Raw genomic sequence first — 24,395 nt, forward strand, 5'->3', positions numbered from 1 at the left:
TCATTGTCTGCGCTCGGCCAGCGACAGCACCCGCCGGGCGCCGGCCACCACGGCCGCGTCCACGAACCGCCCGTCCGCCAGCACCTGGGCCCCGCCGTCCGCGGCGGCCGCCCGGACGATCTCCGCCGCCGCCTCGATCTCCTCCGGCGAGGGGAGGTGGGCCGCTTCGATGACCGGCAGCTGGCGCGGGTGGATCGCCGCCCGGCCCAGGAACCCCATCGCCCGGCCCTGGGCGCAGGACCGGGCCAGGCCCTCCAGGTCGTGCACGTCCGGGTAGACCGACTGCGGCGGCGGTGCCAGCCCGGCCGCCCGGGCCGCGACCACGGCCCGGCTGCGCGGCCACGCCAGCCCCGCCTCGTCCCGTACCCCCAGCTCCGCCGCCAGGTCGGCCTCGCCGAGCGCGATCCCGCGCAGCGCCGGGTGGGCGGTGGCGATGACGAAGGCGTGCTCGATGCCGAGGGCGGACTCCAGCAGGGCGTAGAGCGCCGGGGTGGCGGGCAGCGCGCGGGTGGCCGGGCCGGCCGCGGGGGCGAGGGTGGCGGTGGCCGTGCCGGGGCCGGGCCGGGCGGTGCGGGGGCCGCGGGCGGTGCGTCCGGCGGCGAGCCGGCCGGTGAGGGCGGGCGCGGCCAGCGGTGTGGCGACCGGTTCCGCGAACCGTCCGCCGGCCGGCCCGCCGAGCGGCCCGGCGGCCGTCGTGGCCCAGCCCGCGGCCCGGCGGATGTCGGCCGGCCCCTGCACCTTGGGCAGCCGCAGCCCGGCCAGCCCCGGCAGCGCGGCGAGGGTGCGGATCTCGTGCTCGGCGAGCGGACCGTCCAGCGCGTTGACGCGGACGTGCACCGGCACCGGGCCCGGCGCCGGGTCGCTCAGCAGCTCGGCGGTGGCCCGCAGCGCGTACTCCTTGCGGTCCGGGGCGACCGCGTCCTCCAGGTCGAGGACCACCACGTCGGCCCCGCAGCCGAGCGCCTTGGCGACCGGCCCGGGCCGGTCGCCGGGCACATAGAGCCAGGTCAGCGGCGTCGCGACGGGGGATTCCTGGGGCATCGGCGGGGCCTTGGTCACAGCGCGCCCGCCTCCCGCAGTCCGGTGATCTCCCCTTCGTCCAGGCCGAGGGCGGCCAGTACCTCGTCGGTGTCCGCGCCGTGCGGGCGGCCGGCCCACCGGATGGCGCCCGGGGTTTCGGACAGCCGGAAGAGGACGTTCTGCATCCGCAGGGGGCCGAGCTCGTCGTCCGGGACCTCGGTGATCGAGCCCAGCGCCGCGTACTGCGGGTCCGCCAGCACGTCCCGGACGTCGTAGACGGGCGCGATCGCCGCCTCGGCCAGTTCGAAGGCGGCCAGCACCTCGGCCCGGTCGTGCCGGGCGATCCAGTCGCCGACCGCCGCGTCCAGCTCGTCGGCGTGCCGGGCCCGGCCGGCGCCGGTCGCGAACCACGGCTCGTCGATCACCTCCGGCCGGCCGACCAGCCGCATCACCCGCTCCGCGACCGACTCGGCGGAGGTGGAGACCGCGACCCAGGAGCCGTCGGCGGTGCGGTAGGTGTTGCGCGGGGCGACGTTGGCGGAGCGGTTGCCGGTCCGCGGCTGGACGTGGCCGAGCTGGTCGTACCAGAGCGGGTGCGGGCCGAGGACGGTCAGCAGCGGTTCGATCAGTGCCAGGTCGATGACCTGGCCGCGGCCGGTGGCCTCCCGCCCGCGCAGCGCGGCCATCACGGCGTACGACGCGGTGAGCGCCGCGATGCCGTCGGCGAGGCCGAACGGCGGCAGGGTCGGCGGCCCGTCCGGCTCGCCGGTGATCGCCGCGAAGCCGCTCATCGCCTCGGCGAGGGTGCCGAACCCGGCCCGCCGGGCGTACGGGCCGAACTGCCCGAAGCCGGTGACCCGGGCCAGCACCAGCCGCGGGTTGACCGCGGACAGCTCGGCCCAGCCCAGCCCCCATTTCTCCAGGGTTCCGGGCCGGAAGTTCTCGATGACCACGTCCGCCCCGGCGGCCAGCCGCAGCAGCACCTCCCGGCCGTCCGGATGGGACAGGTCGAGCGTCATGGTCCTCTTGTTGCGGCCCAGCAGCTTCCACCACAGCCCGACGCCGTCCTTGGCGGGTCCGTGCCCGCGCGCGGGATCGGGCCGGTGCGGATGCTCGACCTTGATCACCTCGGCGCCGAAGTCGCCGAGCAGGGTGGCGGCGAGCGGGCCGGCGAACAGCGTGGCGAGGTCGAGCACCCGCAGCCCGTCGAGCGGGCCGGGGGAGGGGGCGGCGTCCGGGCCGGCGGCAGCGGGCCGGGACATCCCGGACAGGGACGGGTCGGTCATGGTGCGGTGACCTCCGGTCGGTCGGGCAAGGGGGCGACTCGGTCCGGGGGGACGACGAGCGCGGCGGTGCGGTGGGCGAGGGCGTCGAAGCCGATGCCGTCCAGCCCGCCGACGCTCGTGGCGAGCCGGTTGCGCAGCGGCGCGGTCCAGTGGCCGGGCAGCGCGTCCGGCGCGCCGGCGAGCAGCCCGGTCAGCGAACCCGCGGTCGCCCCGTTGGAGTCGGTGTCCCAGCCGCCGGACACCACCCGGCAGACCGAACCGGCGAAGTCGCCGTCGGCATGGGTCAGCGCCGCGGCCAGCAGCGCGGCGTTCGGCACCGCGTGCACCCAGTGGTGGTGGCCGTAGGCGGTGTGCAACTGGTCGGCGACGGCGGCGAATCCGGCCGGTGTGCGGTCCGGCGCCTCGCAGGCCCGGGCGATGCCGCGGCGGACCGCCCGGGCCAGCCGGGACCGGGGCGGTACCACCGCGAGCCCGGCCCGCAGCGCGCCGTGCACATCGGTGCCTCCCTCACCCCCGGCTTCGCTCGAGCGGGGGGACCCCCCTCCGGCCGCGGCCAGTGCGGCGGCCGTGAACATCGCCGCGTAGACGCCGTTGGCGGTGTGGCTGAGCGTGGCGTCCCGCCAGGCCAGCGCCGCGGCCGCGGCCGGGTCGCCGGGCCGGGTCCAGCCGAAGACGTCCGCCCGGATCTGCGCGCCGATCCACTCCCGGAACGGGTTGCGGTGGCGCGCGGTGTGCGGCGGCTCGATGCCGTCCAGCAGGTTGCGGTACGCGATCCGCTCCGCGGTGAAGGTCCGCCCGGCCGGCAGCTCGTCCAGCCACAACCGGGCCACGTCGGCGGCGGTGAAGTCCGGCCCGTGCCGTTCGAGCAGCAGCAGGTTCAGCAGCGGGTAGTTGAGGTCGTCGTCCTCGGGCATCCCGTCGATGCTCCCGGCGAGCGAGGTGGCGCGGCTGCGGCGGTTCCACGGGTACCGCGCGGCCACCGCCGGATCGAGCCCCTCGTCGGTGAAGTACGAGGTCAGCGGCCAGTTCCCGGTCGCGCGGGCGAGCGCCCGGATACCGTCCAGCGGCAGCTTCTCCACGGGCTTGCCGAGCAGGCAGCCGGCCGCCCGCCCGAGCCAGGCGGCCTCCAGCCGGGCGGCGGCCGGCCCACCGGGGCCCGCGCCGGTCCGTGCCAACGGCCATGACGGACAAGCCGCCTGAATGGCTGTCAGATCCGTCGGCTCGTCAACCGCCAACGGGCTGGGCAGTGCGGCCAGTTCGTCGAGCAGGGCGGTCGCGGTGGCGCGCAGTTCCGGGTCCGCGGGGCGGTCCGAGGCGCCCGCCCGCTCCGGTGCCGGCGTCCCGCCCGCCGCCTGCCAGCGCCGCGCGATCCGGGCCACCGCGGCGGCGTCCCGGCCGTCCTCCGCCGCCTGCCGCAGCTCGTGCCCGAGCAGGTCCTCGGGCTGCACCCAGGTCAGCCGGAGCGGTGCGGCCGGGGCGGGCCGGGCGGCGGCCGGCGCCTTGGCCGTCACCGTGCGCCCGCCTCCGCCAGGGCCGGGATGGCCGAGATCGCGGTGAACGCCTGCTCGTGGGTGCGGGCCCGGGCCCGGTCGCGGGTGAAGATCTCGCGGGCGACGGTCGCCAGCGCCGCGCCGGGGGCCTGCAGATCGAGGCGGCTGGCGCGGGCGACCTCGGCGCTCCACTCCTCGGGCACCGCCGAGGCGCCGCGCAGCGCACCGGCCAGCGCGCCGCTCATCGTGGCGATCGAGTCGCAGTCCCGGCCGTAGTTGACCGAGCCCAGCACGGTGGACCGGAAGTCGCCGCCGCCGACCAGCAACATGCCCAGTGCGATGGGGAGTTCCTCGATCGCGTGCAGCCGGGAGGGGCGGCGGGCGCCGAGCGAGGGGTTGCGGTAGTCCGGGCCGACGGTGTCGAACGGGGCGACCGCGGCCCGCAGCGGGGCCAGCGCCGACTCGTGGTCGCGCAGCGGTGCGGCCGCCTCGCAGACCGCCTCGATCGCGGCGCGGGTGCCGTCCTTCGCCAGCCGCAGGGCCTGCACGACGACCGAGGACGGGGTGGCGTCGGGCATGAACGCGGCGGCCACCGCCGCGGCGAACACCCCGGCCGCCTCCCGCCCGTAGGAGGACTGGTGCGCACCGGCGATGTCCAGCGCCTCGGCGTAGGCCCGGTCCGGATTACCGGCGTTGACCACGCCGACCGGCGCCATGTACATCGCCGCACCGCAGTTGACGATGTTTCCGACGCCCGCCTCGCGCGGATCGGCGTGCCCGTAGTGCAGCCGGGCCACGATCCACTTCTCGGCGAGGAAGATCCGCTGCAGCGGCAGCGCCTCGGCCTCCAGCTCCGGGATCCAGCGCGGGGTGCCGATCAGGTCCGGGACGAGGTGGTCGGCGACGTCGTAGGCGTCGAGGTGGTCGCGCACCGACTCGTAGACCCGGACCAGCGCATGGGTCATCAGGGTGTCGTCGGTGACGTGGCCGTTGCCCTTGTGGTAAGGCGCGAGGGGGCGGGCGGTGCGCCAGTCGTCGTGGAACGGGCCGACGATGCCGGTGACCCGGCCGCCGTACCGTTTGACGATCTCCTCCGGCGTCCGGCCCTCGACCGGACCACCGAGCGCATCACCGACCGCGGCCCCCACCAGAGCGCCGATCGCCCGGTCCTCCAGGGAGGGGGCATCGGGCCTGACCGGCGGGGCGACCGGGGGGGCCGGTGTGGGCGGGGCGGACGCGACGGGGGTGACGGGCAGGATCTGGGTGTCCCCGACGCCGAGGACATCGGGCGCGCCCGGTGCCTTTGGTGCGGTGTCGCTGGTGTACGTCATGTGCGGACGAGTCCTTCCACGAGGGGGGCGGGGGAGGGGGAGGGGTCCGGAGCGGCCTCCGGGGCGGCTCCGGGCGGGGCTGCGGGGCCGGTGCCCGCGGGGTCTTCCGGGGCGGTCAGCTCCGCCCGGGCCAGCGCGCCGGCCAGTTCGACGAGGTCGGTGCCGGCCAGCCGGGGCAGTGCGCAGCCGGACAGCACCCGGCAGGCGTCGCGCCAGGTGCGGGGCAGTCCGGGGGCACCGCCGAGCGCGCCGGTCAGCGCCCCGGCGAGGGCGGGCGCGGAGTCGGCGACCCGGGAGAGGCAGGCGGCGGCCGGCACGGCCTCGGCGACCTGCCCGTCGGTCGCGAGGGCCAGGGCCAGGGCCACCGGCACGGTCTCGGCGGCGGCGATGCCGTAGCTGTAGACGTGGTCGACGATCTCGTGCTCCAGCACCGGCACCAGGGCGAACGCGGTGCCGGGGCGGCCGGGCCGGTCGGCGGCGTGGGTCCGGGCGAGGTGGACCGCGTGCAGGGCGTTGCGGCGGATCTCGGTGCCGTCGGGCAGCTGGGCCAGCGCGGTGTCGACCGCGGCGGACGCCGGGGCGCCGCCGAGCGCGGCGGCCACCGCGGCGGCCATCGCCCGGGCCCCGTGCACCCCGTCGCCGTCCTGGGTGTAGCGCGCGTCGTACTCGGCCAGGTCCGCCGCCGCGGCCGGGTCGCCCGGGTGCACCACGGCCAGGACGGCGGCCCGGACGCACGCCGCGTCGTCGAAGAAGTGCGGGTTGTCGTGGCCGGTGGCGGGCGGCCGCAGCCCGGCGGCGAGGTTGCCGAGCCCGGCGCGTACGGAGATCCGGGCGCGCAGCGGCAGGACGGCGGACTCCACCTCGGGGGCCCGGTCGGCGGCCGCGGCGACCTCGCTCGCCAGTGCGTTCCAGGCGAGGTCGAGGGCGGCCCGCATCCGGCGGCTCCGGCCCAGGTCGCTGAGCAGCGCCCCGGCCGCGGTCAGCACGGACCCGGCGGTGAAGGCCGCCCACTCGGCGTCGTCGGACGGGCCCAGCCGCAGCGGCTCGGGCGGCTGGTTCAGGGCGATCGGCACCGGCAGGGTGGTGGTGGCGTTCTGCTCCGCGAAGGTGTCCAGCTCGCGGGTGAGCCGCCGGGTCCACTCCGGCATCCGCGCCGCCCGGTGCCGGGCCGCGGGCCACCCGGCGGCGTCCCCCGCGGCCAGCCCGAGCAGCAGCCCCTCGATCCGGCCGTGCGCGGCGTCCACGGGCCCGCCGGCGCCCGTCCCGCCACCCACCCGGCCGCTCATCCCGTGGCTCATCCCGGCCCCACCCCGGCGCCGGCCTGCGCCCCGGTGGCTCCGGCCCCGGGAACGGGCCACGCCCCGGGGGACGCCCCGGACGGGCCCCCGCCCGCCCCGCCCGGTGCCAGCAGGTCGGCGATGTCCAGAACGTGGTAGCCGGCCATCGACGGCAGGCAGCTGCCGCGGGCCGGGCCGATGGCGCGGGCCCAGTCCTCGGGGATCGCGGTGGCCCCGCCCAGGGCTCCGGCGAGGGCCCCGGCGACCGCGGCCGTGGTGTCGGCGTCCCGGCCCATGTTGACCGCGGTCAGCACCGAGCCCCGGAAGTCGCCGCGGGCCGCCGCGAACGCCCCGAAGGCCAGCCCGACCGCCTCCGGCGCCAGGTCCGTCCAGGGATAGCCGCCGACCACGACGGCGGAGCGCACCGCGCGTTCCGTACCGAGCTGGGTGATGCCCGGATCGTGGCCGCAGCGCTGGGCCGCGGCCACCGCCCGGCGCAGCGAGCGGGCGGTCCAGGAGTCCTCCGGGACGACGGACAGCGCGGCGGCGAGCACCACGTCGGTGAGCGGCGTCCCCCCTGGCCCGGAGCGCGCCGAGGGCCCCGGGGGGAGGGCGACCATCGCGGCGGCGACCCCGGCGGCCACCGCCCGGCCGCCGTAGATCCCCTCGCCGTCATGGCTGACCGTGCCGTCGATGGCGACCAGCCGGGCGGCCTCGGCGGGCCGGCCGGCCGCGAACACCCCGAACGGCGCGGCGCGCATCGCCAGCCCGTCGCTCCAGGCGTGCCGGTGCTGCGCGGAGATCGGGGCGGCCAGGCCGCGCCGCAGGTTCTCCAGGGTGCCGCGCTCGCTGAAGCCGGCGCCGCGGAACGGGCCCTCGTCCCGGTCGGCGATCCACTGGTGCCAGGCCGCCTCGACGTCCGCGACGGTCAGTGCCGAGCCGTGCGCGGCCAGCAGCAGCCCGGAGAAGATCGCGTACTCGGTGTCGTCGGTGCCGGCCGGGTCGTCCTCGACATAGCCCTCGATCCGGCCCCAGCGGCGGCGGATCTGCGAGGGCTTCATGTTCTCCGCGGGGGCGCCCAGCGCGTCCCCCACGGCGAGCCCGAGCAGCGCCCCGCGGGCCCGGTCGCGTACGCCGTCGCCGGCCGGGCCCGGGGCGCCCGGCTCCGGGGACGGGGGGTCCGCTGCGCTCATGGTGCTATGCGTGCCACGCGGCGCCCCGGCTCTCCTGCGCGGGGCCGCGAGGTCACCCGGTCGACGCCCCGGCCGGGACGCCCCTACGAACCCCCGAGGGAACCACGAGCGGGCCCGCAAGCGGCCCGATCACCGCCCGTGACCGGCCTCCCATTCCCGACTTTTTGAAGAAGCCGCAGGTCAGCGCGGTAAGTTCGGCCTTCCTTGCTAGCGGCGGAGGGTGCTCCCCGCATAACTTCGAGGGGTTGCAGGGGGAAGTGCCGCCATCGGCCCACACCTCGCGGAAGGGAGCAGGTCCCGATATGTCCGTCATGGAGATCATGGATGCCGCGGCGCCGACGCATGTGGCACACCGCGACAACCACACCCACCGCGATGTCAACGGCGGCTGGCTGCGCCCCGCCGTCTTCGGCGCGATGGACGGCCTGGTCTCGAACCTCGCCCTGATGACGGGTGTCGCGGGCGGTGCGCTGTCACAGCAGACGATCATCATCACCGGCCTCGCCGGGCTGGCCGCCGGTGCCTTCTCGATGGCCGCGGGGGAGTACACCTCGGTCGCCTCGCAGCGCGAGCTGGTGCAGGCCGAGCTGGACATCGAACGCGACGAGCTGCGCAAGCACCCCAAGGACGAGCAGGAGGAGCTCGCGGCCCTCTACGAGTCCCGCGGCGTCGAGCCGGAGCTCGCCCGCCAGGTCGCCGAACAGCTCTCCCGCGACCCCGAGCAGGCGCTGGAGATCCACGCCCGCGAGGAACTCGGAATAGACCCGTCCGACCTTCCTTCTCCGGCCATTGCCGCCATTTCTTCCTTTGGATCCTTTGCGCTGGGCGCGCTTCTTCCTGTCCTTCCTTACCTGTTGGGGGCTTCCGCGATCTGGCCCGCGGTGCTGCTCGCACTGGTCGGACTGTTCGCCTGCGGTGCCGTCGTGGCGCGGGTGACGGCCCGCTCCTGGTGGTACAGCGGACTGCGCCAACTCGCCCTCGGCGGAGCCGCCTCGGGTGTGACGTACGCCTTGGGAGCACTGTTCGGAACCGTCGTAGGGTGACGTGTCATGCGGGTGACTGCATAATTAACCCGTTACCCCGCGGTTTCGGTTTGTTGACGACCGGGCATAAGCCCCAGGCGTCGCGGGCAATGTCGCTCGCCGAACGCCGCCTTGTGGGACGGCTGGTTTCCGTCCGCGTTCACGACTCACCGCGCGTGCGGTGTCCGCATTTTGGAAGCCTCTTTTCGGTTCTCGGGAAGCGGGCCATCCTGTAACCTGCACGAAATTTCGCGGAGGGCCAACGTCGTCCCTCGGCAATGCCTATGCCACGACGACGTTGGGAGAGCCGATGCGTTTCGCGTCCACGCACTCCGCGACCACCAGCAGCGCCCACGCCGCCGCCTGGTCGCCCATGGACGGGCGCCCCGCCCAGCAGGGGATGTACGACCCGCGCAACGAGCACGACGCCTGCGGCGTCGGCTTCGTGGCCACCCTCACCGGCGAGGCCAGCCACGCACTGGTCGAACAGGCGCTCACCGTCCTGACGAACCTGGAGCACCGCGGTGCCACCGGCTCCGAGCCCGACTCGGGCGACGGCGCCGGCATCCTGCTCCAGGTCCCGGACGCGTTCCTGCGCGAGAACGTCACGTTCGAGCTCCCCGAGACCGGCGCCTACGCCGTCGGCATCGCCTTCCTGCCGTCCGACGCCCAGGCCGCCGCCGACGCCGTCTCCCGCATCGAGACGATCGCCGGCGAAGAGGGCCTGGACGTCATCGGCTGGCGCGTCGTCCCGGTCGCCCCGCAGCTGCTCGGGAACGGCGCCCGCGCCACCATGCCGGCCTTCTCCCAGCTCTTCGTCGCCGACGGCGAGAACACCGGCCTGGCGCTGGACCGCAAGGCCTTCGCGCTGCGCAAGCGCGCCGAGCGCGAGGCCGGGGTCTACTTCCCCTCGCTGTCCGCCCGCACGATCGTGTACAAGGGCATGCTGACCACCGGCCAGCTGGAGCCCTTCTTCCCGGACCTGTCCGACCGCCGCTTCGCCACCGCGATCGCCCTCGTCCACTCCCGCTTCTCCACCAACACCTTCCCGAGCTGGCCGCTCGCGCACCCCTACCGCTTCGTCGCGCACAACGGCGAGATCAACACCGTCCAGGGCAACCGCAACTGGATGCGCGCCCGCGAGTCCCAGCTCGCCTCGAAGCTCTTCGGCGCGGAGAACGCCGAGAAGCTGGAGCGGCTGTTCCCGGTCTGCACCCCGGACGCCTCCGACTCCGCCTCCTTCGACGAGGTCCTGGAGCTGCTGCATCTCGGCGGCCGCTCGCTGCCGCACTCCGTGCTGATGATGGTCCCGGAGGCGTGGGAGAACTCCACCTCCATGGACCCGGCCCGGCGCGCCTTCTACCAGTACCACTCCACGATGATGGAGCCCTGGGACGGCCCCGCCTGCGTCACCTTCACCGACGGCACCCAGGTCGGCGCGGTCCTCGACCGCAACGGCCTGCGCCCCGGCCGCTACTGGGTCACCGACGACGGCCTGGTCGTGCTCTCCTCCGAGGTCGGCGTCCTCGACATCGACCCCGGCAAGGTCGTCCGCAAGGGCCGCCTGCAGCCCGGCAAGATGTTCCTCGTCGACACCGCCGAGCACCGCATCATCGAGGACGACGAGATCAAGGCGCAGCTCGCCGCCGAGCAGCCCTACCAGGAGTGGCTGGACTCCGGCCTGATCGAGCTCGCCGACCTGCCCGAGCGCGAGCACATCGTGCACACCCACGCCTCGGTCACCCGCCGCCAGCAGACCTTCGGCTACACCGAGGAAGAGCTGCGGGTGCTGCTCGCCCCCATGGCCAAGGCCGGCGCCGAGCCGATCGGCTCGATGGGCACCGACTCGCCGATCGCCGCGCTCTCCGAGCGCCCCCGGCTGCTCTTCGACTACTTCACCCAGCTCTTCGCGCAGGTCACCAACCCGCCGCTGGACGCCATCCGCGAGGAACTGGTCACCTCGCTGATCTCCTCCCTCGGCCCCCAGGGCAACCTCCTGGAGCCCACCGCGGCCTCCTGCCGCAGCGTGACCCTGCCCTTCCCGGTCATCGACAACGACGAGCTGGCCAAGCTCATCCACATCAACGCCGACGGCGACATGCCCGGCATGAAGGCCGTGACCCTCTCCGGCCTCTACCGGGTCTCCGGCGGCGGCGAGACGCTGGCCGCCCGCATCGAGGAGATCTGCGCCGAGGCCGACGCCGCCATCGCCGACGGCGCCCGCCTGATCGTGCTCTCCGACCGGCACTCCGACGCCGAGCACGCGCCGATCCCCTCGCTGCTGCTGACCGCCGCGGTCCACCACCACCTCATCGCCACCAAGACCCGCACCCAGGTCGGGCTGCTCGTCGAGGCCGGCGACGTCCGCGAGGTGCACCACGTCGCCCTGCTCATCGGCTACGGCGCCGCCGCGGTCAACCCCTACCTGGCCATGGAGTCCGTCGAGGACCTGGTCCGCGCCGGCACCTTCCTGCCCGACGTCGAGCCCGAGACGGCCATCAAGAACCTCATCAAGGCGCTCGGCAAGGGCGTGCTGAAGGTCATGTCCAAGATGGGCATCTCCACCGTCGCCTCCTACCGCGGCGCGCAGGTCTTCGAGGCCATCGGCCTGGACGAGGAGTTCGTCGACCGGTACTTCCACGGCACCGCCACCAAGATCGGCGGCGCCGGCCTGGACGTCATCGCCAAGGAGGTCGCGGCCCGGCACGCCAAGGCCTACCCGGCCTCCGGCATCGCCGCCACGCACCGCGCGCTGGAGATCGGCGGCGAGTACCAGTGGCGCCGCGAGGGCGAACCGCACCTCTTCGACCCGGACACCGTCTTCCGGCTGCAGCACGCCACCCGCAGCCGCCGCTACGACATCTTCAAGAAGTACACCGAGCGGGTCAACGAGCAGTCCGAGCGCCTGATGACGCTCCGCGGCCTGTTCGGCTTCAAGTCCGACCGCCCGTCCCTCCCCCTGGACGAGGTCGAGTCGGCCGCCGACATCGTCAAGCGCTTCTCCACCGGCGCCATGTCGTACGGCTCCATCTCCCAGGAGGCGCACGAGACCCTCGCCATCGCCATGAACCAGCTGGGCGGCAAGTCCAACACCGGTGAGGGCGGCGAGGACCCCGAGCGCCTCTACGACCCGGCGCGCCGCTCGGCCATCAAGCAGGTCGCCTCCGGCCGCTTCGGCGTCACCAGCGAGTACCTCGTCAACTCCGACGACATCCAGATCAAGATGGCGCAGGGCGCCAAGCCCGGCGAGGGCGGCCAGCTGCCCGGCCACAAGGTCTACCCCTGGGTCGCCAAGACCCGGCACTCCACCCCGGGCGTCGGCCTGATCTCCCCGCCGCCGCACCACGACATCTACTCCATCGAGGACCTCGCCCAGCTGATCCACGACCTCAAGAACGCGAACCCGCAGGCGCGGATTCACGTCAAGCTGGTCTCCGAGGTCGGCGTCGGCACGGTCGCCGCGGGCGTCTCCAAGGCCCACGCGGACGTCGTGCTCATCTCCGGCCACGACGGCGGTACCGGTGCCTCCCCGCTGACCTCGCTGAAGCACGCGGGCGGCCCCTGGGAGCTCGGCCTCGCCGAGACCCAGCAGACCCTGCTGCTCAACGGCCTGCGCGACCGCATCGTCGTGCAGACCGACGGCCAGCTCAAGACCGGCCGCGACGTCGTCATCGCCGCCCTGCTGGGCGCCGAGGAGTACGGCTTCGCGACCGCACCGCTGGTCGTCTCCGGCTGCGTCATGATGCGCGTCTGCCACCTGGACACCTGCCCGGTCGGCATCGCCACCCAGAACCCGACGCTGCGCGAGCGGTTCAACGGCAAGGCCGAATACGTCGTCAACTTCTTCCAGTTCATCGCCGAAGAGGTCCGCGAGCTCCTGGCCGAGCTGGGCTTCCGCAGCCTCGACGAGGCCATCGGCCACGCCGAAATCCTCGACACCACCCGGGCCGTCAGCCACTGGAAGGCGCAGGGCCTCGACCTCGCCCCGCTGCTGCACGTCCCCGAGCTGTCCGACGGCGCGGTCCGCCACCAGGTCGTCGAGCAGGACCACGGCCTGGAGAAGGCGCTCGACAACGAGCTGATCAAGCTCGCCGCCGACGCGCTGGCCGCGGACACCGCCGAGGCCGCCCAGCCGGTCCGGGCCCAGGTCGCGATCCGCAACATCAACCGGACCGTCGGCACCATGCTCGGCCACGAGGTGACGAAGAAGTTCGGTGGCGCCGGCCTGCCCGACGACACCATCGACATCACCTTCACCGGCTCGGCCGGCCAGTCCTTCGGCGCGTTCCTGCCGCGCGGCATCACGCTGCGCCTGGAGGGCGACGCCAACGACTACGTCGGCAAGGGCCTGTCCGGCGGCCGGGTCGTGGTCCGCCCGGACCGCGGTGCCGACCACCTCGCCGAGTACTCCACCATCGCGGGCAACACCCTCGCCTACGGCGCCACCGGCGGCGAGCTGTTCCTGCGCGGCCGGGTCGGCGAGCGGTTCTGCGTCCGCAACTCCGGTGCCACGGTGGTCTCCGAGGGCGTCGGCGACCACGGCTGCGAGTACATGACCGGCGGCAACGCGGTCGTCCTGGGCGAGACCGGCCGCAACTTCGCGGCGGGCATGTCCGGCGGCTTCGCCTACGTCATCGACCTGGACAAGAACAACGTCAACAAGGAACTCGTCGGCGCGGTGCACCCGCTGGACGAGAACGACAAGCAGTGGCTGCACGACGTGGTGCGCCGCCACCAGGAGGAGACCGGCTCCACCGTCGCCGAGAAGCTCCTCGCCGACTGGGATGCCGCGGCCCCGCGGTTCAGCAAGGTCATCCCGCCCACGTACCAGGCAGTGCTCGCCGCCAAGGAAGCCGCCGAGCAGGCCGGGCTCTCCGAGTCCGAGACCCACGAGAAGATGATGGAGGCGGCGACCAATGGCTGACCCCAAGGGCTTCCTGACCCACGAGCGCGAGACTGCCAAGACCCGCCCCGTCGAGGAGCGCGTCCAGGACTGGAACGAGGTCTACCAGCCCGGCTCCCTGCTGCCGATCATCAGCAAGCAGGCGTCGCGCTGCATGGACTGCGGCATCCCCTTCTGCCACAACGGCTGCCCGCTCGGCAACCTCATCCCCGAGTGGAACGACTACGCCTACCGCGGGGACTGGACCGAGGCCAGCGAGCGGCTGCACGCGACCAACAACTTCCCGGAGTTCACCGGTCGCCTCTGCCCCGCGCCCTGTGAGGCCGCCTGTGTGCTGGGCATCAACCAGCAGCCGGTGACCATCAAGAACGTCGAGGTCTCCATCATCGACAAGGCGTGGGACAACGGCGACGTCACCCCGCAGCCGCCCGAGCGCCTCTCCGGCAAGACCGTCGCCGTCATCGGCTCCGGCCCGGCCGGTCTCGCCGCCGCCCAGCAGCTGACGCGGGCCGGCCACACGGTCGCGGTGTACGAGCGCGCGGACCGCATCGGCGGCCTGCTCCGCTACGGCATCCCCGAGTTCAAGATGGAGAAGCGCCACATCAACCGCCGCATCGAGCAGATGCGCGCGGAGGGCACCAAGTTCCGCACGGAGGTGGAGATCGGCCGCGACATCGACGCGGCGAAGCTCCGCAAGCGCTACGACGCGGTCGTCATCGCCGCCGGCGCCACCACCTCCCGCGACCTGCCGGTGCCCGGCCGGGAGCTCAAGGGCATCCACTTCGCGATGGAGTACCTGCCGCTCGCCAACAAGGTGCAGGAGGGTGACCTGACCGTTGCCCCGATCACCGCCGAGGGCAAGCACGTGGTCGTCATCGGCGGAGGCGACACCGGCGCGGACTGCGTCGGCACCGCCCACCGCCAGGGCGCGGCCTCCGTCACCCAGCTGGAGATCATGCCCCGCCCGGGCGAGGAGCGGAACGCGGTGACGCAGCCGTGGCCGACCTTCCCGATGCTCTACAAGGTCACCTCCGCGCACGAGGAGGGCGGCGAGCGGGTCTACTCCGTCTCCACCACCCACTTCGAGGGCGACGAGGACGGCAACGTCCAGTGGCTGCACCTCATCGAGGTGGAGTTCGTCGACGGCAAGCTGGAGCAGAAGCCGGGCACGGAGCGCAAGATCCCCGCCCAACTGGTCACCCTCGCCATGGGCTTCACCGGCACCGACCAGCAGAACGGCCTGGTCGAGCAGTTCGGCCTGGAGCTCGACGCCCGCGGCAACGTCGCCCGCGACGCCGACTTCGCCACCAACGTCCCCGGCGTGTTCGTCGCCGGTGACGCCGGCCGCGGCCAGTCGTTGATCGTGTGGGCCATCGCCGAGGGCCGCTCCGCCGCCCGCGGTGTGGACCGCTTCCTGACGGGCGCCAGCGCCCTGCCGGCCCCCATCAAGCCGACGGACCGCGCACTGGCCGTCTGACCCGGCCGCGCACTTCGCGCGACCGTCCCTGAATGTCCCGTACAACGTCGTACGGAGGCACGGGATCCGGGGCCCGCCCCGGATCCCGTCCGCGGCGCCTGTCTTTTCTCCCCGACCGGAGGGCAGGCGCCGCGGGTCTTTCCGCAACCGCCACATCTGCCGGAATACCCACGCCCCCTTCCCCGTTGAGGGCCCCGAAGGGGGCGCTCGCATCCCCTAGGGAATCCGTTCGCCCCACCCCTACGGGCCCCGCCTCCCCACGGGCCCACCCCTTGACGGGCCCCGGCCCCGCCCCCCACGAGCCCCCCCCCCGCCCCCCCCCCCCCACGGACGTCGTCGTCGACGCAGCGCTCGCGGCGGCGTTCGCCCGGTTCCCGGCGGAGGCGGCCTCCACTTCGTGGCCCTGGGCCTTCGCCGTAGCCTTCACCCTCAATTCATTGCAACGTTTGGGGTCCATGTCGTTGCATTAGCCTGGAAAGCGTTGCAACGAATTACAGGCTTCCACCTGCACTGATGCTGATTTGGCGCAACAAGCTTGTTGCTAGAACTTGGAATGCAACGTAGCGTTTCCGTCATAAGGAACAACGAGCTGAAGGAGCGCACGATGCAGAAGTTCGACACCCCCGCCCCGGTCTCCGCCGTCCTCGACATCCCCGCCGGACGCATCCGGTTGGTCGCCGCCGATCGGGCCGACACCACGGTCGAGGTCCTGCCCGCGGACGCCTCGAAGAGCCGCGACGTGAAGGCGGCGGAGCAGATCACGGTCGCGTACGGCGAGGGCGTCCTGCGGATCGAGGCCGCACCGCCGAAGAACCGGCTCCTCGGCGCTTCCGGATCCGTCGAGGTGACCGTCCAGCTGCCCGCCGGCTCCCGCGTCGAGGCGAAGGCCGCCCTCGCCGAACTCCGGGGTGTCGGACGCCTCGGTGACGTCGCCTTCGAGGGCCAGCAGGCCACGGTCGAGCTCGACGAGACCGCGAGCGCCGACCTCACCACCCAGGCCGGCGACATCACGGTCGGCCGCCTGGGCGGTCCCGCGGAGATCAGCACCCAAAAGGGCGACCTCCGCGTCACCGAGGCCGTGCGCGGCACCGTCACGCTGCGCACCGAGTCCGGCGACATCTCGGTCGGCGCCGCCCGCGGCGTCTCCGCCTCCCTGGACGCCGGCACCGCCTCCGGCCGGATCCACAACGCGCTGCGGAACACCGACGGCGCGGCCGGTCTGAACTTCCGCGCGACCACCGCCCACGGCGACATCACCGCCCGCAGCCTCTGACCCGCGGATCCCGAAAGGGGAAGCGCCGTCATGGCGGAGACGGCGACGCGGCGGTTCGTCGAGGGGATGTTCCGCGACGGACCGGCCGAGTCGGCTTGCCGGCCCCCCGTCCGCCCCCCTCGACGCCCCCGCGCCCCCCTCAACTCCCCCTACGAACCGCTGCGTTCGGACGTCGGGTAGCGGCGGCCCAGCTGGCGGGCCATCTCCCGGGCGGGGGCCGGTGCGGTCTGGGCCGGGGGAGCGGCCGACGGTCGGAAGTCGTGCACCGGTGGATGCCACGCCCCCAGGTCGATCCGCCGGTCGCTCAGCGGCAGTACCCACCGCGGATCCGCGTGCACCCGCAGCACCTGTGCCTCGATCTGCGTCCACGCCCCGTCGGTCACCGTACGCTCGCCGACCCGGCGGGCCTCCAACTGCACCGGGCAGTGCGCCAGTCGGGGCGGCCGCACCAGCTCCGACGGCTCCGTCCACGGTGCGTCCGTCGAGGGCGGCAGCGCCCCCGGTCCCTCTTCGGTCCCCGTCGCGTCCGGCGGCAGATTGAACACGACGTCCGGGCGTACCGCGAGGTTCCTGGCGGTACGCCCCCGGGCCGGCAGCCAGAGGCTCACGACCGGGCCGAGCTCCCACCGGATCCGCAGCTCGACCAGGACGAAGGTTCCGTCGTCGTTCTCCGTGGACAGCAGCGCCGGGGTGACCGAACTGCTCTTCTCCAGCGCGCCTCTCATGCCGTCGAGGATAGAAGCCGGATGATTCGGTGCTCACCGAAATGTTATCAGAGGTTACTCTGTGTACATGAACCGATGGGACGCAGATCAGGAAAAACTCGCGGAGACCCCCGATCTCGCCGCGCTCGCGGCGCTGCTCGCGGACCGCACCCGCGCCGCCATCTGCATGGCCCTGCTCGACGGCGGCACCTGGACCGCCGGAGAACTCGCCGAATACGCCGCGGTGGCACCCTCCACGACCACCGAGCACCTCAACCTCCTGGTCGCCGGCGGGCTGCTCGCCGAAGAACGCCAGGGGCGGCGGCGCTACGTCCGCCTGGCCGGCCCGGACACCGCGGAGACCCTGGAGAACCTCGCCGGACTCGCCCCCTACCGCCCGGTCCCGATCCGCTCACTGGCCGAGGCCAACCAGCGCCGGGCCCTGCACCACGCCCGTACCTGCTACGACCACATCGCCGGCGCCCTGGGCTGCGCCCTCGCCGAGGTGATGACCGAACGCGGCCTGCTGGCACGGGAATACGGCCTGGTCCTCACCGCCGCCGGCGCCCACTGGCTGGCCGCCCTCGGCATCCCCGACACCGGCCCGTCCCTCGCCCACCGCGCGCATGTCCGTACGTGCCTCGACTGGACGGTGCGGCGCCCGCATCTCTCCGGTGCGCTCGGCGCCGCCCTCTACCGCCATGCCCTGGAGCGCCGATGGATCGTCAAGTCCCCGACGACCCGCATCCTCAGCGTCACCGAAACCGGCCGCACGGCCTTCCGTGACCGCCTCGGCCTCCCCGACGAGGCCCTCTCACCCTCCCTGACCTTCCCCGCCCCGCGCGGCTGACCGCGGTCAGGCCCGGTCGTCGGATGCCCGGTCCCCGGAAGTCCGCTCGTCGGATGCCTGGTCGCCGGATTCCCGGCTGTCCGACGACCGGTCGTCGCCGGTCACGAGGCGGGCCGGGAAACCGCCGGTGGCGATCGGGCCCCAGCGCAGCGGGGTCACCCGGATCAGTGACTTCCCCTGCGTGCGCATCGCCTCGCGGTACTCGTCCCAGTCCGGGTGCTCACCGGCGATGTTGCGGTAGTACTCGACCAGCGGCTCGACCGACTCCGGCGCGTCGATGACCTCCGCCTCCCCGTCGATCTGCACCCACGGGCCGTTCCACTCGTCGGACAGCACCAGCACGCTGGCCGACGCCACCCGCCGCAGGTTGCGGACCTTGGCCCGCTCCGGATACGTCGACATCACCAGCCGGCCGGAGTCGTCCACCCCGCAGGTCAGCGGCGACGCCTGCGGGGTGCCGTCGGAGCGGCGGGTGAGCAGGATCGCGCGGTGCCGGGGGCGGACGAACTCCAGCAGCTCGGGCAGGTCGACACGGGTGGTGGTGGCGAGGGAAGGGCTCATACGGCGAGGGTAGGCGCTGGAGCGCGCTCCAAGGCGAATGCCGCAGCGCCGTGCCTGTCGGCCCGTCGGCCCCGCCGGCCGGTCAGCCCTCGGCCCTTCTCCGGTCAGCCCTTCAGCAGTTGCTTGCCGGTGGCCGCGTCGACGACCTTGCGGTCACCGAGGGCGTCCTTCAGCCGTATCGTCACCTTGTCGGTGGCCAGCATCTCGGTGCACATTCCCTTGGAGCTCTTGCGCTTGCCCCAGCCGGTGACGACCACGAGCCCCTTCGACTCGTGGCTGCGCGCGCCGAAGTGGGCGTCGCAGGGGCTGTGCCCGACGGTCACGGTGATCTCCCGGGCCTTGCCGCCGTCCTTGGGCGGCTGGGCCTTCACCAGCGGCAGCAGCGCCTGCTGCCGGCCGTGCACCGGCGAGATCTTCGGCCAGTCCCGCACGATCTGGTCCGCCCGCTGCTCGAACGCGTCCGGCTTCTTCGGCGGCGGGGCGCTGCCGACCTTCTGCTGCGGCTTGCCGCAGCCGGACAGGGCGACGGCGCCGGACACCGCCAGCGCGAGCGCGGCGGTGAGCGTACGGGTGCGGGAGTGGGGGATTCCTCGCATGACATGCCTCCTTGGTTCACGGATGGGACGTGGCAGACGCAAGACCGGTTCCGGCCGGATTTCCCCGGACTGCCCATAGCCTTCGCCGCCCCGATGAGCGGTGCCGCGCCCGCGCCCGTCCGCTCGCCGTTCGCCGTTCGCTCAATCCGCCCACGGCGCAACCCGGCGACCGGTGCCGCGCCCCGCGGTTAGCGTCCGGGCCATGGACCCACTCACCCGTATCAGCCGTACCGTCTGGCAACTCCCCTTCCCCACCGGGCACGTCTATCTGATCGCGCTGCCCGACGACGGGTTCGCCCTGGTCGACACCGGCGTCCCCGGTTCCGCGCCGGCCGTCCTCGACGCGCTCGCCCGGCTCGGCGGCCGCCCGGACCGGCTGCGGCAGATCGTGCTCACCCACTGCCACGTGGACCACATGGGTTCCGCCGCCGACCTGGTCGAGGCCACCGGGGCCGAGGTGCTGGCCGGCGCGCCGGACGCCCCCTACGTCCGCGGCACCGCCGCCGAGCCCGCGCCCGTCCTCACCGCGGCCGAACGCCGGCTGCACGAAAGCGTCATGGCGGACTTCGCGGCCGCCGGCGTCCCGCCGCTGCGGCACCTCGCCGTCGACCGGGAACTGCACGACGGCGACACCCTCGACGGCTGGCCGGAGCCGGTCCGGGTGCTCGCGGTCCCCGGTCACACGCCCGGCGGGATCGCCCTGCATCTGCCCGCGAGCGGGCTGCTGTTCCCCGGGGACGTCATCGGCGCCTCCCCGGACGGCGACCGCGCGGTGCTCGGGCCGTTCAACGTCTCACGGGAGCAGGCCGAGGCCTCCTTCCGGCGGCTGGCCGCGCTCGACGACGTCGGGACGGTGTGCGTCGCGCACGGCGGGCCGATCCGGGAGAACGCCCGGGCGGTGCTGGCCGCGGCCACCCCGGAGAAGGACTGGCGGTAGCCGCACCACAGGCCCGTGCCCCACCCGGCGCCGCCCCTCACCCCGACTCCCGCGCCTCGACCCGGAACGTGCCCAACCGGTGGACCGCCGGGGCCCGGTCCGGGTCGCGGATCAGCGCCGCGACCAGGGCGGCGATCCGGTCCGGCGGGGTGATCTCGGCGCGGACGCTGGTCAGCCGGGGACGCAGCAGCCGGGCCAGCAGCAGATCGTCCGCGCCGACCACACCGATCTCGTCCGGCCCGGTGCCGACGGTGTGCCCGGCGTCCTGCAGGGCCCGCATCAGCAGCATCGCGTACTCGTCGTTGTAGGCGAACACCCCGTCCAGGCCCAGCCCGGGCCAGCGGGCCGCCAGCCGGGCCGCGGACTCCTCGGTCGGTTCCAGGTCGAGCGGACGCACCTCGGCGCCGGGCCGGCCGGCCGCCGCCTCCCGTACGCCCGCCAGGCGCGCCCCGGCGAAGTCCGCCAGACCCGGATCGGCGGGCCGGACCACCCCGATCCGGCGCCGGCCGCCGGCCAGCAGGTGCGCGCCCGCCCGCAGCCCGGCCTCCCGCTGGTCGAGCAGCAGGGCATGGGCGCCGGGCGGCGCGGACGGCCCGTGGGTGAGGACCGCGGCGGTGCCCGCGCGGTGCAGCAGGTCGACCGCGGCGGCGTCCAACGGCGGGCCGTGCAGCGCCAGTACGGCGGCCGGCCGCAGTTCGGCCCAGGCGCGGGCGGCCGCCATCGGCGAGGCGGCGGGCGCGCCGTGCAGCACGCCGGTGTAGCCGAGGCCGTGCAGCGCGGTCTGGAAGCCGGCCAGGAAGCGGGTGAAGAGCGGGCCGAAGGCCGGGACGGTGTCGGCGGGGGCGGCCAGCAGCACGATGCTGCCCCGCCCGGCCCGCAGGGTCCGCGCCGCGGCGTGCGGCACGTACCCCAGCTCCTCGGCGGCGGCCCGGACCCTGGCCTGGGTGCGGGCCCCGACCCGGCCTTCGGCCTGGCCGTTCAGGACGTACGAGACCGTCGCGCGCGAGACCCCGGCGAGCCGGGCAACGGCCGCGCTGGTCGGGGGAGTCGGGGTGGCCCGGGGGCCGGCTGGGTCAGTCATCCTGCGGGGCATCCTCGCACAGGGGTTTTGCCCGGCGGGCCCGGGCGCGGCTCGTTCCCCGCCCCTAATTACACGTGTAACGTCGGCCGGGTGCGCCCTCTGCCGGGGAGAGCCGGCCCGGGGCGCCGCCCACCGGAGCGCGGACGTACGGGAGAGAGGTACGGGCATGCAGCTGCACACCCACGAATGGGGCGCCGGCGGCCGGACCGCGGTGCTGGTCCACGGAATGATGTCCGACCACCGCACCTGGCACCGGGTCGGCCCGGCGCTCGCCGAACGGGGCTACCGCGTGCTCGCCGTCGACCTGCGCGGCCACGGCCGCAGCCCGCGCGGGGAGTACGGCGCCGAACTCTTCGCCGAGGACCTCGTGGAGACCCTGCCCGCCGCGCCCGAGGTCGTCATCGGCCACTCCCTGGGCGGCCTCGCGCTCTCCCTGGCCGTGGAGCGGCTGCAGCCGCGGCGCGCGGTCTACTGCGATCCGGCCTGGGCACTGGGCCGCACCGGGCAGCCCGTCGACCCGGCCGTGTTCCTGCCGTTCAAGAACGCCGACCGGGCGATGGTGCGCGGCTTCAACCCGCGCTGGTCCGACGCCGACGTCGACATCGAACTGGCCACGCTCGCCGACTGGGACACCGCGACCGCGCTCGCGCTGTCCGCCGAGCACCGCACGGACCGCACGCCGGAGAAGCCGGTCGTCCCCTCGCTGGTGCAGATCGCGGGGGAGGGGTTCCTCTTCACCGACGAGGCGGCCGCCGAACTCACCCGGCGCGGCTTCGAGGTCCGTACCGTGCCCGGCGCCGGCCACACCATCCACCGCGACGACCTCCAGGGCTTCCTGACGGGGCTGGAGGGCTGGGTCTAGCCGCCGGCTTCGGCCTCCTGGCCAGGCGTCAGGTGTCGCAGTCCAGCAGCGTCTTGCACAGCCCGCACCGGGCCTGCAGCCGCCCCCGCACCGGCAGGCGCAGGCGCTGGTGGCAGGCGGGGCAGGGGAACGACACCCGCAGCGGGTCCGGGCCCTCGACGGCGTAGTCGTCCCCGCCCGGCCCGGACGGCCGGCCGGAGCGCTGCGGATCCCGGGCCGCCCGCCGGTCCTTGGCGTAGCGGAGCCGGGCGGCCCACCCGGCGGCGGCCAGCGGCGGCCGTCGCAGGTCCTGCCGGGCCCGCGCCGCGCCCGCGGTGTACGCGTCGTACGCCTGCGGGCTGGTGAACCACGGCGCCGGGTCCTCACCGAAGAACGCGGCCCGCTTGGCGAGCACATAGCCGAACTCCTCCGGCGTCAGATAGCCGAGCTTCTGCGAGAACGGGCCGTGCTCGCGGTAGGCGTCCAGCAGCAGCCAGCCCGCGCCGAGGTAGGTGGTGGCGGTGTCGGTGAGGATCTCGTTGTCGCGGGTGCCGGGGAACGACAGGTCCAGGCGGTGCAGGTAGACGTGCATCACCTCGTGGGCCAGCGCGGCGCCGATGTCCTTGCGGTGGGAGCGGAAGCGGTCGTTGAGCTCGATGAAGTACTCGGGCCCCGCGGTGAGTTCGACGTTCGCGGCGTGCTCCATCTCCCGGAAGGTCACCACGATCCGCGCGTCGGGCAGATGCAGCTGCCGCACCAGCGCCCGGGCGACCCGCTGGGCGCCGAGATGCAGGTCCTCGGTGTCGTCGAAGGCCACGTCGACCGGCAGCACGCTGGTGCCGAAGGTGCTCATCGTGTCGTACGACAGCCGGGCGAACAGCGCGTGGACGGCCGAACGGACCGTGTCGAGGTGGGGATAGCCGTGCTCGATGCCGCGGTCACCGGTCGTCATCCGGCCACTGTACGGCGCCGCCGGGAATGTCCGGTACGGCCCTCGGGGCGTGGCTGCCGCGGGGAGTTGGCCGGATGCGCACCCTTGTCACCCCGATCTGACACTCCGGATAATCACAGGGCGCTCCACGGACTCATCCCCCACTGGGTCCGGACGCCAAGCGGCGGGCTGTCGTCCTCCACATCGATCCTTCGACGGCCACCTGGGCTCCGGTGTTGGCATGGGCTCGTCAGCGACGTGCAACCCCCCACGAAAGGAAGCCCGTTGCGCAGCTACCGGAAGCTCCTCACGAGAACCACCGCCCTCGGCGCGGTCGCCCTGGCGGCCTTCAGCCTCCAGCCCGGCACCGCCTCCGCCGCCCCCGCACCCGACCCGTCCGGCTCCGTGCACACCAAGGTCGTCGGCGGCACCAAGGCCGACCAGGGCGAATTCCCCTTCATGGTCCGGCTGTCGATGGGCTGCGGCGGCGCCCTCTACGCCAAGGACATCGTGCTGACCGCGGCGCACTGCGTCGACGGAAGCGGCGACAACACCTCCATCACCGCCACCGCCGGCGTGGTGGACCTCCAGGACTCCGCCGCCGTCAAGGTCAACTCCACCAAGGTGCTGCAGGCCCCCGGCTACAACGGCAAGGGCAAGGACTGGGCGCTGATCAAGCTCGCCAAGCCGATAGACCAGCCCACCCTGAAGATCGCCGAGGACACCAAGCTCAACAACGGCGACTTCACCATCGCCGGCTGGGGCGCCGACAAGGAGGGCGGCGACCAGCAGCGCTACCTCCTCAAGGCGACCGTCCCGTTCGTCGACGACGCCACCTGCCAGAAGGCGTACGGCGACCAGCTCACGCCCGGCGACGAGATCTGCGCCGGCAAGCTGGACACCGGCGGCGTCGACACCTGCCAGGGCGACTCCGGCGGCCCGATGTTCCGCAAGGACGACGCCGGCCAGTGGCTCCAGGTCGGCATCGTCTCCTGGGGCGAGGGCTGCGCACGGCCCGGCAAGCCCGGCGTCTACTCCGAGGTGAGCACCTTCGCCGCGGACATCAAGAAGGCCGCGGGCGAGCTCGGCGGCTGACCCCCGCCCCGCACCACCCACGCACCGAAGGGCCCGGGAGCCGCTCCCGGGCCCTTCGCCGTGCCCGGACGCCCGGGACCTCGGTCCCCGCCCGCCGGGACCTTCGTCCCGCCCCGCCCGGGACCGAGCTCACCCCTCCGGCCGGGGCTTGTTGCCGCCGCCGATGACCGTAGGGCCCCTGGGCGGGCGGCGCCCGGCTGCCTAGCGTGAACGGCATGCCCACCGACCCCCGTACCCGGCCCCCGGGCCCCGACCCCGACCGCGACCGCCGCGCCACCGTCCTCGCCACCGTCCTCCTCGCCGCGTCCGCCGCCGCCCTGGCCTACGTCCTGCTCGGCGGCCACCACGGACCCGTCGAATGCCCCGCCGGCACCGCCCAACCCGCCCGGCCGCCCGCCGCACCGCGCTGAGCGGCACCCCCGACCGACCGCCGGCCGCACCGCGCCAGCCGCACCCCCGACCGACCGCCGTCCCCCGCCGCCGCCCCGGTCCGCGACCCGCCCCTCCGCCACATCTGTCCAACACCT

General features: G+C 74.2%; 19 protein-coding genes and 1 pseudogene. 9 read left to right on the forward strand and 11 right to left on the reverse strand.

All coding sequences use genetic code 11. The features are described 5' to 3' along the window. The 6 genes from V2J85_RS36035 to V2J85_RS36060 are packed head-to-tail and all read right to left on the reverse strand — an operon-like array spanning position 1 to position 7,597. Positions 1 to 1,041: an HpcH/HpaI aldolase/citrate lyase family protein gene (locus V2J85_RS36035; RefSeq protein WP_261957168.1), complete on the reverse strand. Its 1,041-nt coding sequence runs from the start codon at positions 1,039 to 1,041 to the stop codon at positions 1 to 3. A gap of 14 nt (positions 1,042 to 1,055) precedes the next feature. Then, positions 1,056 to 2,306, reverse strand: a complete 1,251-nt coding sequence (locus V2J85_RS36040) for a CaiB/BaiF CoA transferase family protein (RefSeq protein WP_410011163.1) — start codon at positions 2,304 to 2,306, stop codon at positions 1,056 to 1,058. Then, complete coding sequence (locus V2J85_RS36045) at positions 2,303 to 3,817, reverse strand: ADP-ribosylglycohydrolase family protein (RefSeq protein ID WP_330823879.1); 1,515 nt, start codon at positions 3,815 to 3,817, stop codon at positions 2,303 to 2,305. Before V2J85_RS36045 ends, V2J85_RS36040 begins: the two co-directional genes overlap by 4 nt. Beyond that, positions 3,814 to 5,127 carry an ADP-ribosylglycohydrolase family protein gene (locus V2J85_RS36050; RefSeq protein WP_330823880.1) on the reverse strand — a complete coding sequence of 438 codons (1,314 nt, stop codon included), beginning with the start codon at positions 5,125 to 5,127 and terminating at the stop codon, positions 3,814 to 3,816. Before V2J85_RS36050 ends, V2J85_RS36045 begins: the two co-directional genes overlap by 4 nt. Further along, positions 5,124 to 6,425 carry an ADP-ribosylglycohydrolase family protein gene (locus V2J85_RS36055; protein ID WP_410011164.1) on the reverse strand — a complete coding sequence of 434 codons (1,302 nt, stop codon included), beginning with the start codon at positions 6,423 to 6,425 and terminating at the stop codon, positions 5,124 to 5,126. Before V2J85_RS36055 ends, V2J85_RS36050 begins: the two co-directional genes overlap by 4 nt. After that, positions 6,422 to 7,597, reverse strand: coding sequence for an ADP-ribosylglycohydrolase family protein (locus tag V2J85_RS36060; RefSeq protein WP_261952062.1), 1,176 nt, complete (start codon positions 7,595 to 7,597; stop codon positions 6,422 to 6,424). Before V2J85_RS36060 ends, V2J85_RS36055 begins: the two co-directional genes overlap by 4 nt. Positions 7,598 to 7,908: 311 nt before the next feature. Between V2J85_RS36060 and V2J85_RS36065 the strand changes: the two genes are divergently transcribed. The 4 genes from V2J85_RS36065 to V2J85_RS36080 all read left to right on the forward strand — a co-directional run bounded on the left by V2J85_RS36065 (position 7,909) and on the right by V2J85_RS36080 (position 16,272). Next, on the forward strand, positions 7,909 to 8,640 hold the full coding sequence (locus V2J85_RS36065) for a VIT1/CCC1 transporter family protein (protein WP_261957171.1): 732 nt from the start codon (positions 7,909 to 7,911) through the stop codon (positions 8,638 to 8,640). Positions 8,641 to 8,929: 289 nt separating this feature from the next. After that, positions 8,930 to 13,543 carry a glutamate synthase large subunit gene (gltB, locus tag V2J85_RS36070; RefSeq protein WP_330823881.1) on the forward strand — a complete coding sequence of 1,538 codons (4,614 nt, stop codon included), beginning with the start codon at positions 8,930 to 8,932 and terminating at the stop codon, positions 13,541 to 13,543. After that, the gene (locus V2J85_RS36075) at positions 13,536 to 14,999 is read left to right on the forward strand and encodes a glutamate synthase subunit beta (protein ID WP_261952064.1); all 1,464 of its coding nucleotides are present in this window, start codon (positions 13,536 to 13,538) and stop codon (positions 14,997 to 14,999) included. Before gltB ends, V2J85_RS36075 begins: the two co-directional genes overlap by 8 nt. 604 nt (positions 15,000 to 15,603) lie before the next feature. Next, complete coding sequence (locus V2J85_RS36080; RefSeq protein WP_261952065.1) at positions 15,604 to 16,272, forward strand: DUF4097 domain-containing protein; 669 nt, start codon at positions 15,604 to 15,606, stop codon at positions 16,270 to 16,272. 149 nt (positions 16,273 to 16,421) lie between these two features. Here the strand turns inward: V2J85_RS36080 and V2J85_RS36085 are convergent, their stop codons facing one another. Next, complete coding sequence (locus V2J85_RS36085) at positions 16,422 to 16,997, reverse strand: hypothetical protein (protein WP_330823882.1); 576 nt, start codon at positions 16,995 to 16,997, stop codon at positions 16,422 to 16,424. A 67-nt stretch (positions 16,998 to 17,064) separates the two neighbouring features. Between V2J85_RS36085 and V2J85_RS36090 the strand changes: the two genes are divergently transcribed. After that, positions 17,065 to 17,826: an ArsR/SmtB family transcription factor gene (locus V2J85_RS36090; RefSeq protein WP_261952067.1), complete on the forward strand. Its 762-nt coding sequence runs from the start codon at positions 17,065 to 17,067 to the stop codon at positions 17,824 to 17,826. A gap of 96 nt (positions 17,827 to 17,922) precedes the next feature. Here V2J85_RS36090 and V2J85_RS36095 read toward each other — a convergent pair. Both V2J85_RS36095 and V2J85_RS36100 read right to left on the reverse strand, forming a co-directional pair. Then, positions 17,923 to 18,387, reverse strand: a pseudogene (locus V2J85_RS36095) (PPOX class F420-dependent oxidoreductase); the annotation flags it as partial. Positions 18,388 to 18,491: 104 nt separating this feature from the next. Further along, complete coding sequence (locus tag V2J85_RS36100) at positions 18,492 to 18,983, reverse strand: hypothetical protein (protein ID WP_261952068.1); 492 nt, start codon at positions 18,981 to 18,983, stop codon at positions 18,492 to 18,494. A gap of 202 nt (positions 18,984 to 19,185) precedes the next feature. Between V2J85_RS36100 and V2J85_RS36105 the strand changes: the two genes are divergently transcribed. Then, a complete protein-coding gene (locus V2J85_RS36105; protein WP_330823883.1) occupies positions 19,186 to 19,920 on the forward strand; it encodes an MBL fold metallo-hydrolase in 735 nt (244 codons plus the stop codon). 37 nt (positions 19,921 to 19,957) lie between these two features. On the opposite strand, the gene V2J85_RS36110 is transcribed toward V2J85_RS36105, so the two are convergent. After that, positions 19,958 to 21,001, reverse strand: coding sequence for a LacI family DNA-binding transcriptional regulator (locus V2J85_RS36110; RefSeq protein WP_330823884.1), 1,044 nt, complete (start codon positions 20,999 to 21,001; stop codon positions 19,958 to 19,960). A 166-nt stretch (positions 21,002 to 21,167) separates the two neighbouring features. Between V2J85_RS36110 and V2J85_RS36115 the strand changes: the two genes are divergently transcribed. Beyond that, on the forward strand, positions 21,168 to 21,863 hold the full coding sequence (locus tag V2J85_RS36115; protein WP_261952071.1) for an alpha/beta fold hydrolase: 696 nt from the start codon (positions 21,168 to 21,170) through the stop codon (positions 21,861 to 21,863). Between the two features lie 28 nt (positions 21,864 to 21,891). On the opposite strand, the gene V2J85_RS36120 is transcribed toward V2J85_RS36115, so the two are convergent. Continuing rightward, positions 21,892 to 22,794, reverse strand: a complete 903-nt coding sequence (locus tag V2J85_RS36120) for a hypothetical protein (protein WP_330823885.1) — start codon at positions 22,792 to 22,794, stop codon at positions 21,892 to 21,894. A 264-nt stretch (positions 22,795 to 23,058) separates the two neighbouring features. Here V2J85_RS36120 and V2J85_RS36125 point away from each other — a divergent pair, with 264 nt between their 5' ends. Both V2J85_RS36125 and V2J85_RS36130 read left to right on the forward strand, forming a co-directional pair. After that, entirely contained in the window at positions 23,059 to 23,868 is an 810-nt protein-coding gene (locus V2J85_RS36125) for a S1 family peptidase (protein WP_261952073.1), read from the forward strand. 215 nt (positions 23,869 to 24,083) lie between these two features. Beyond that, entirely contained in the window at positions 24,084 to 24,278 is a 195-nt protein-coding gene (locus V2J85_RS36130; protein ID WP_261952074.1) for a hypothetical protein, read from the forward strand. Positions 24,279 to 24,395 lie beyond the last annotated feature (117 nt).

Origin of the sequence: Streptomyces bugieae, assembly GCF_036352915.1 — a bacterium.
In the GTDB taxonomy this organism is placed as follows: Bacteria; Actinomycetota; Actinomycetes; order Streptomycetales; family Streptomycetaceae; genus Streptomyces; species Streptomyces endophytica.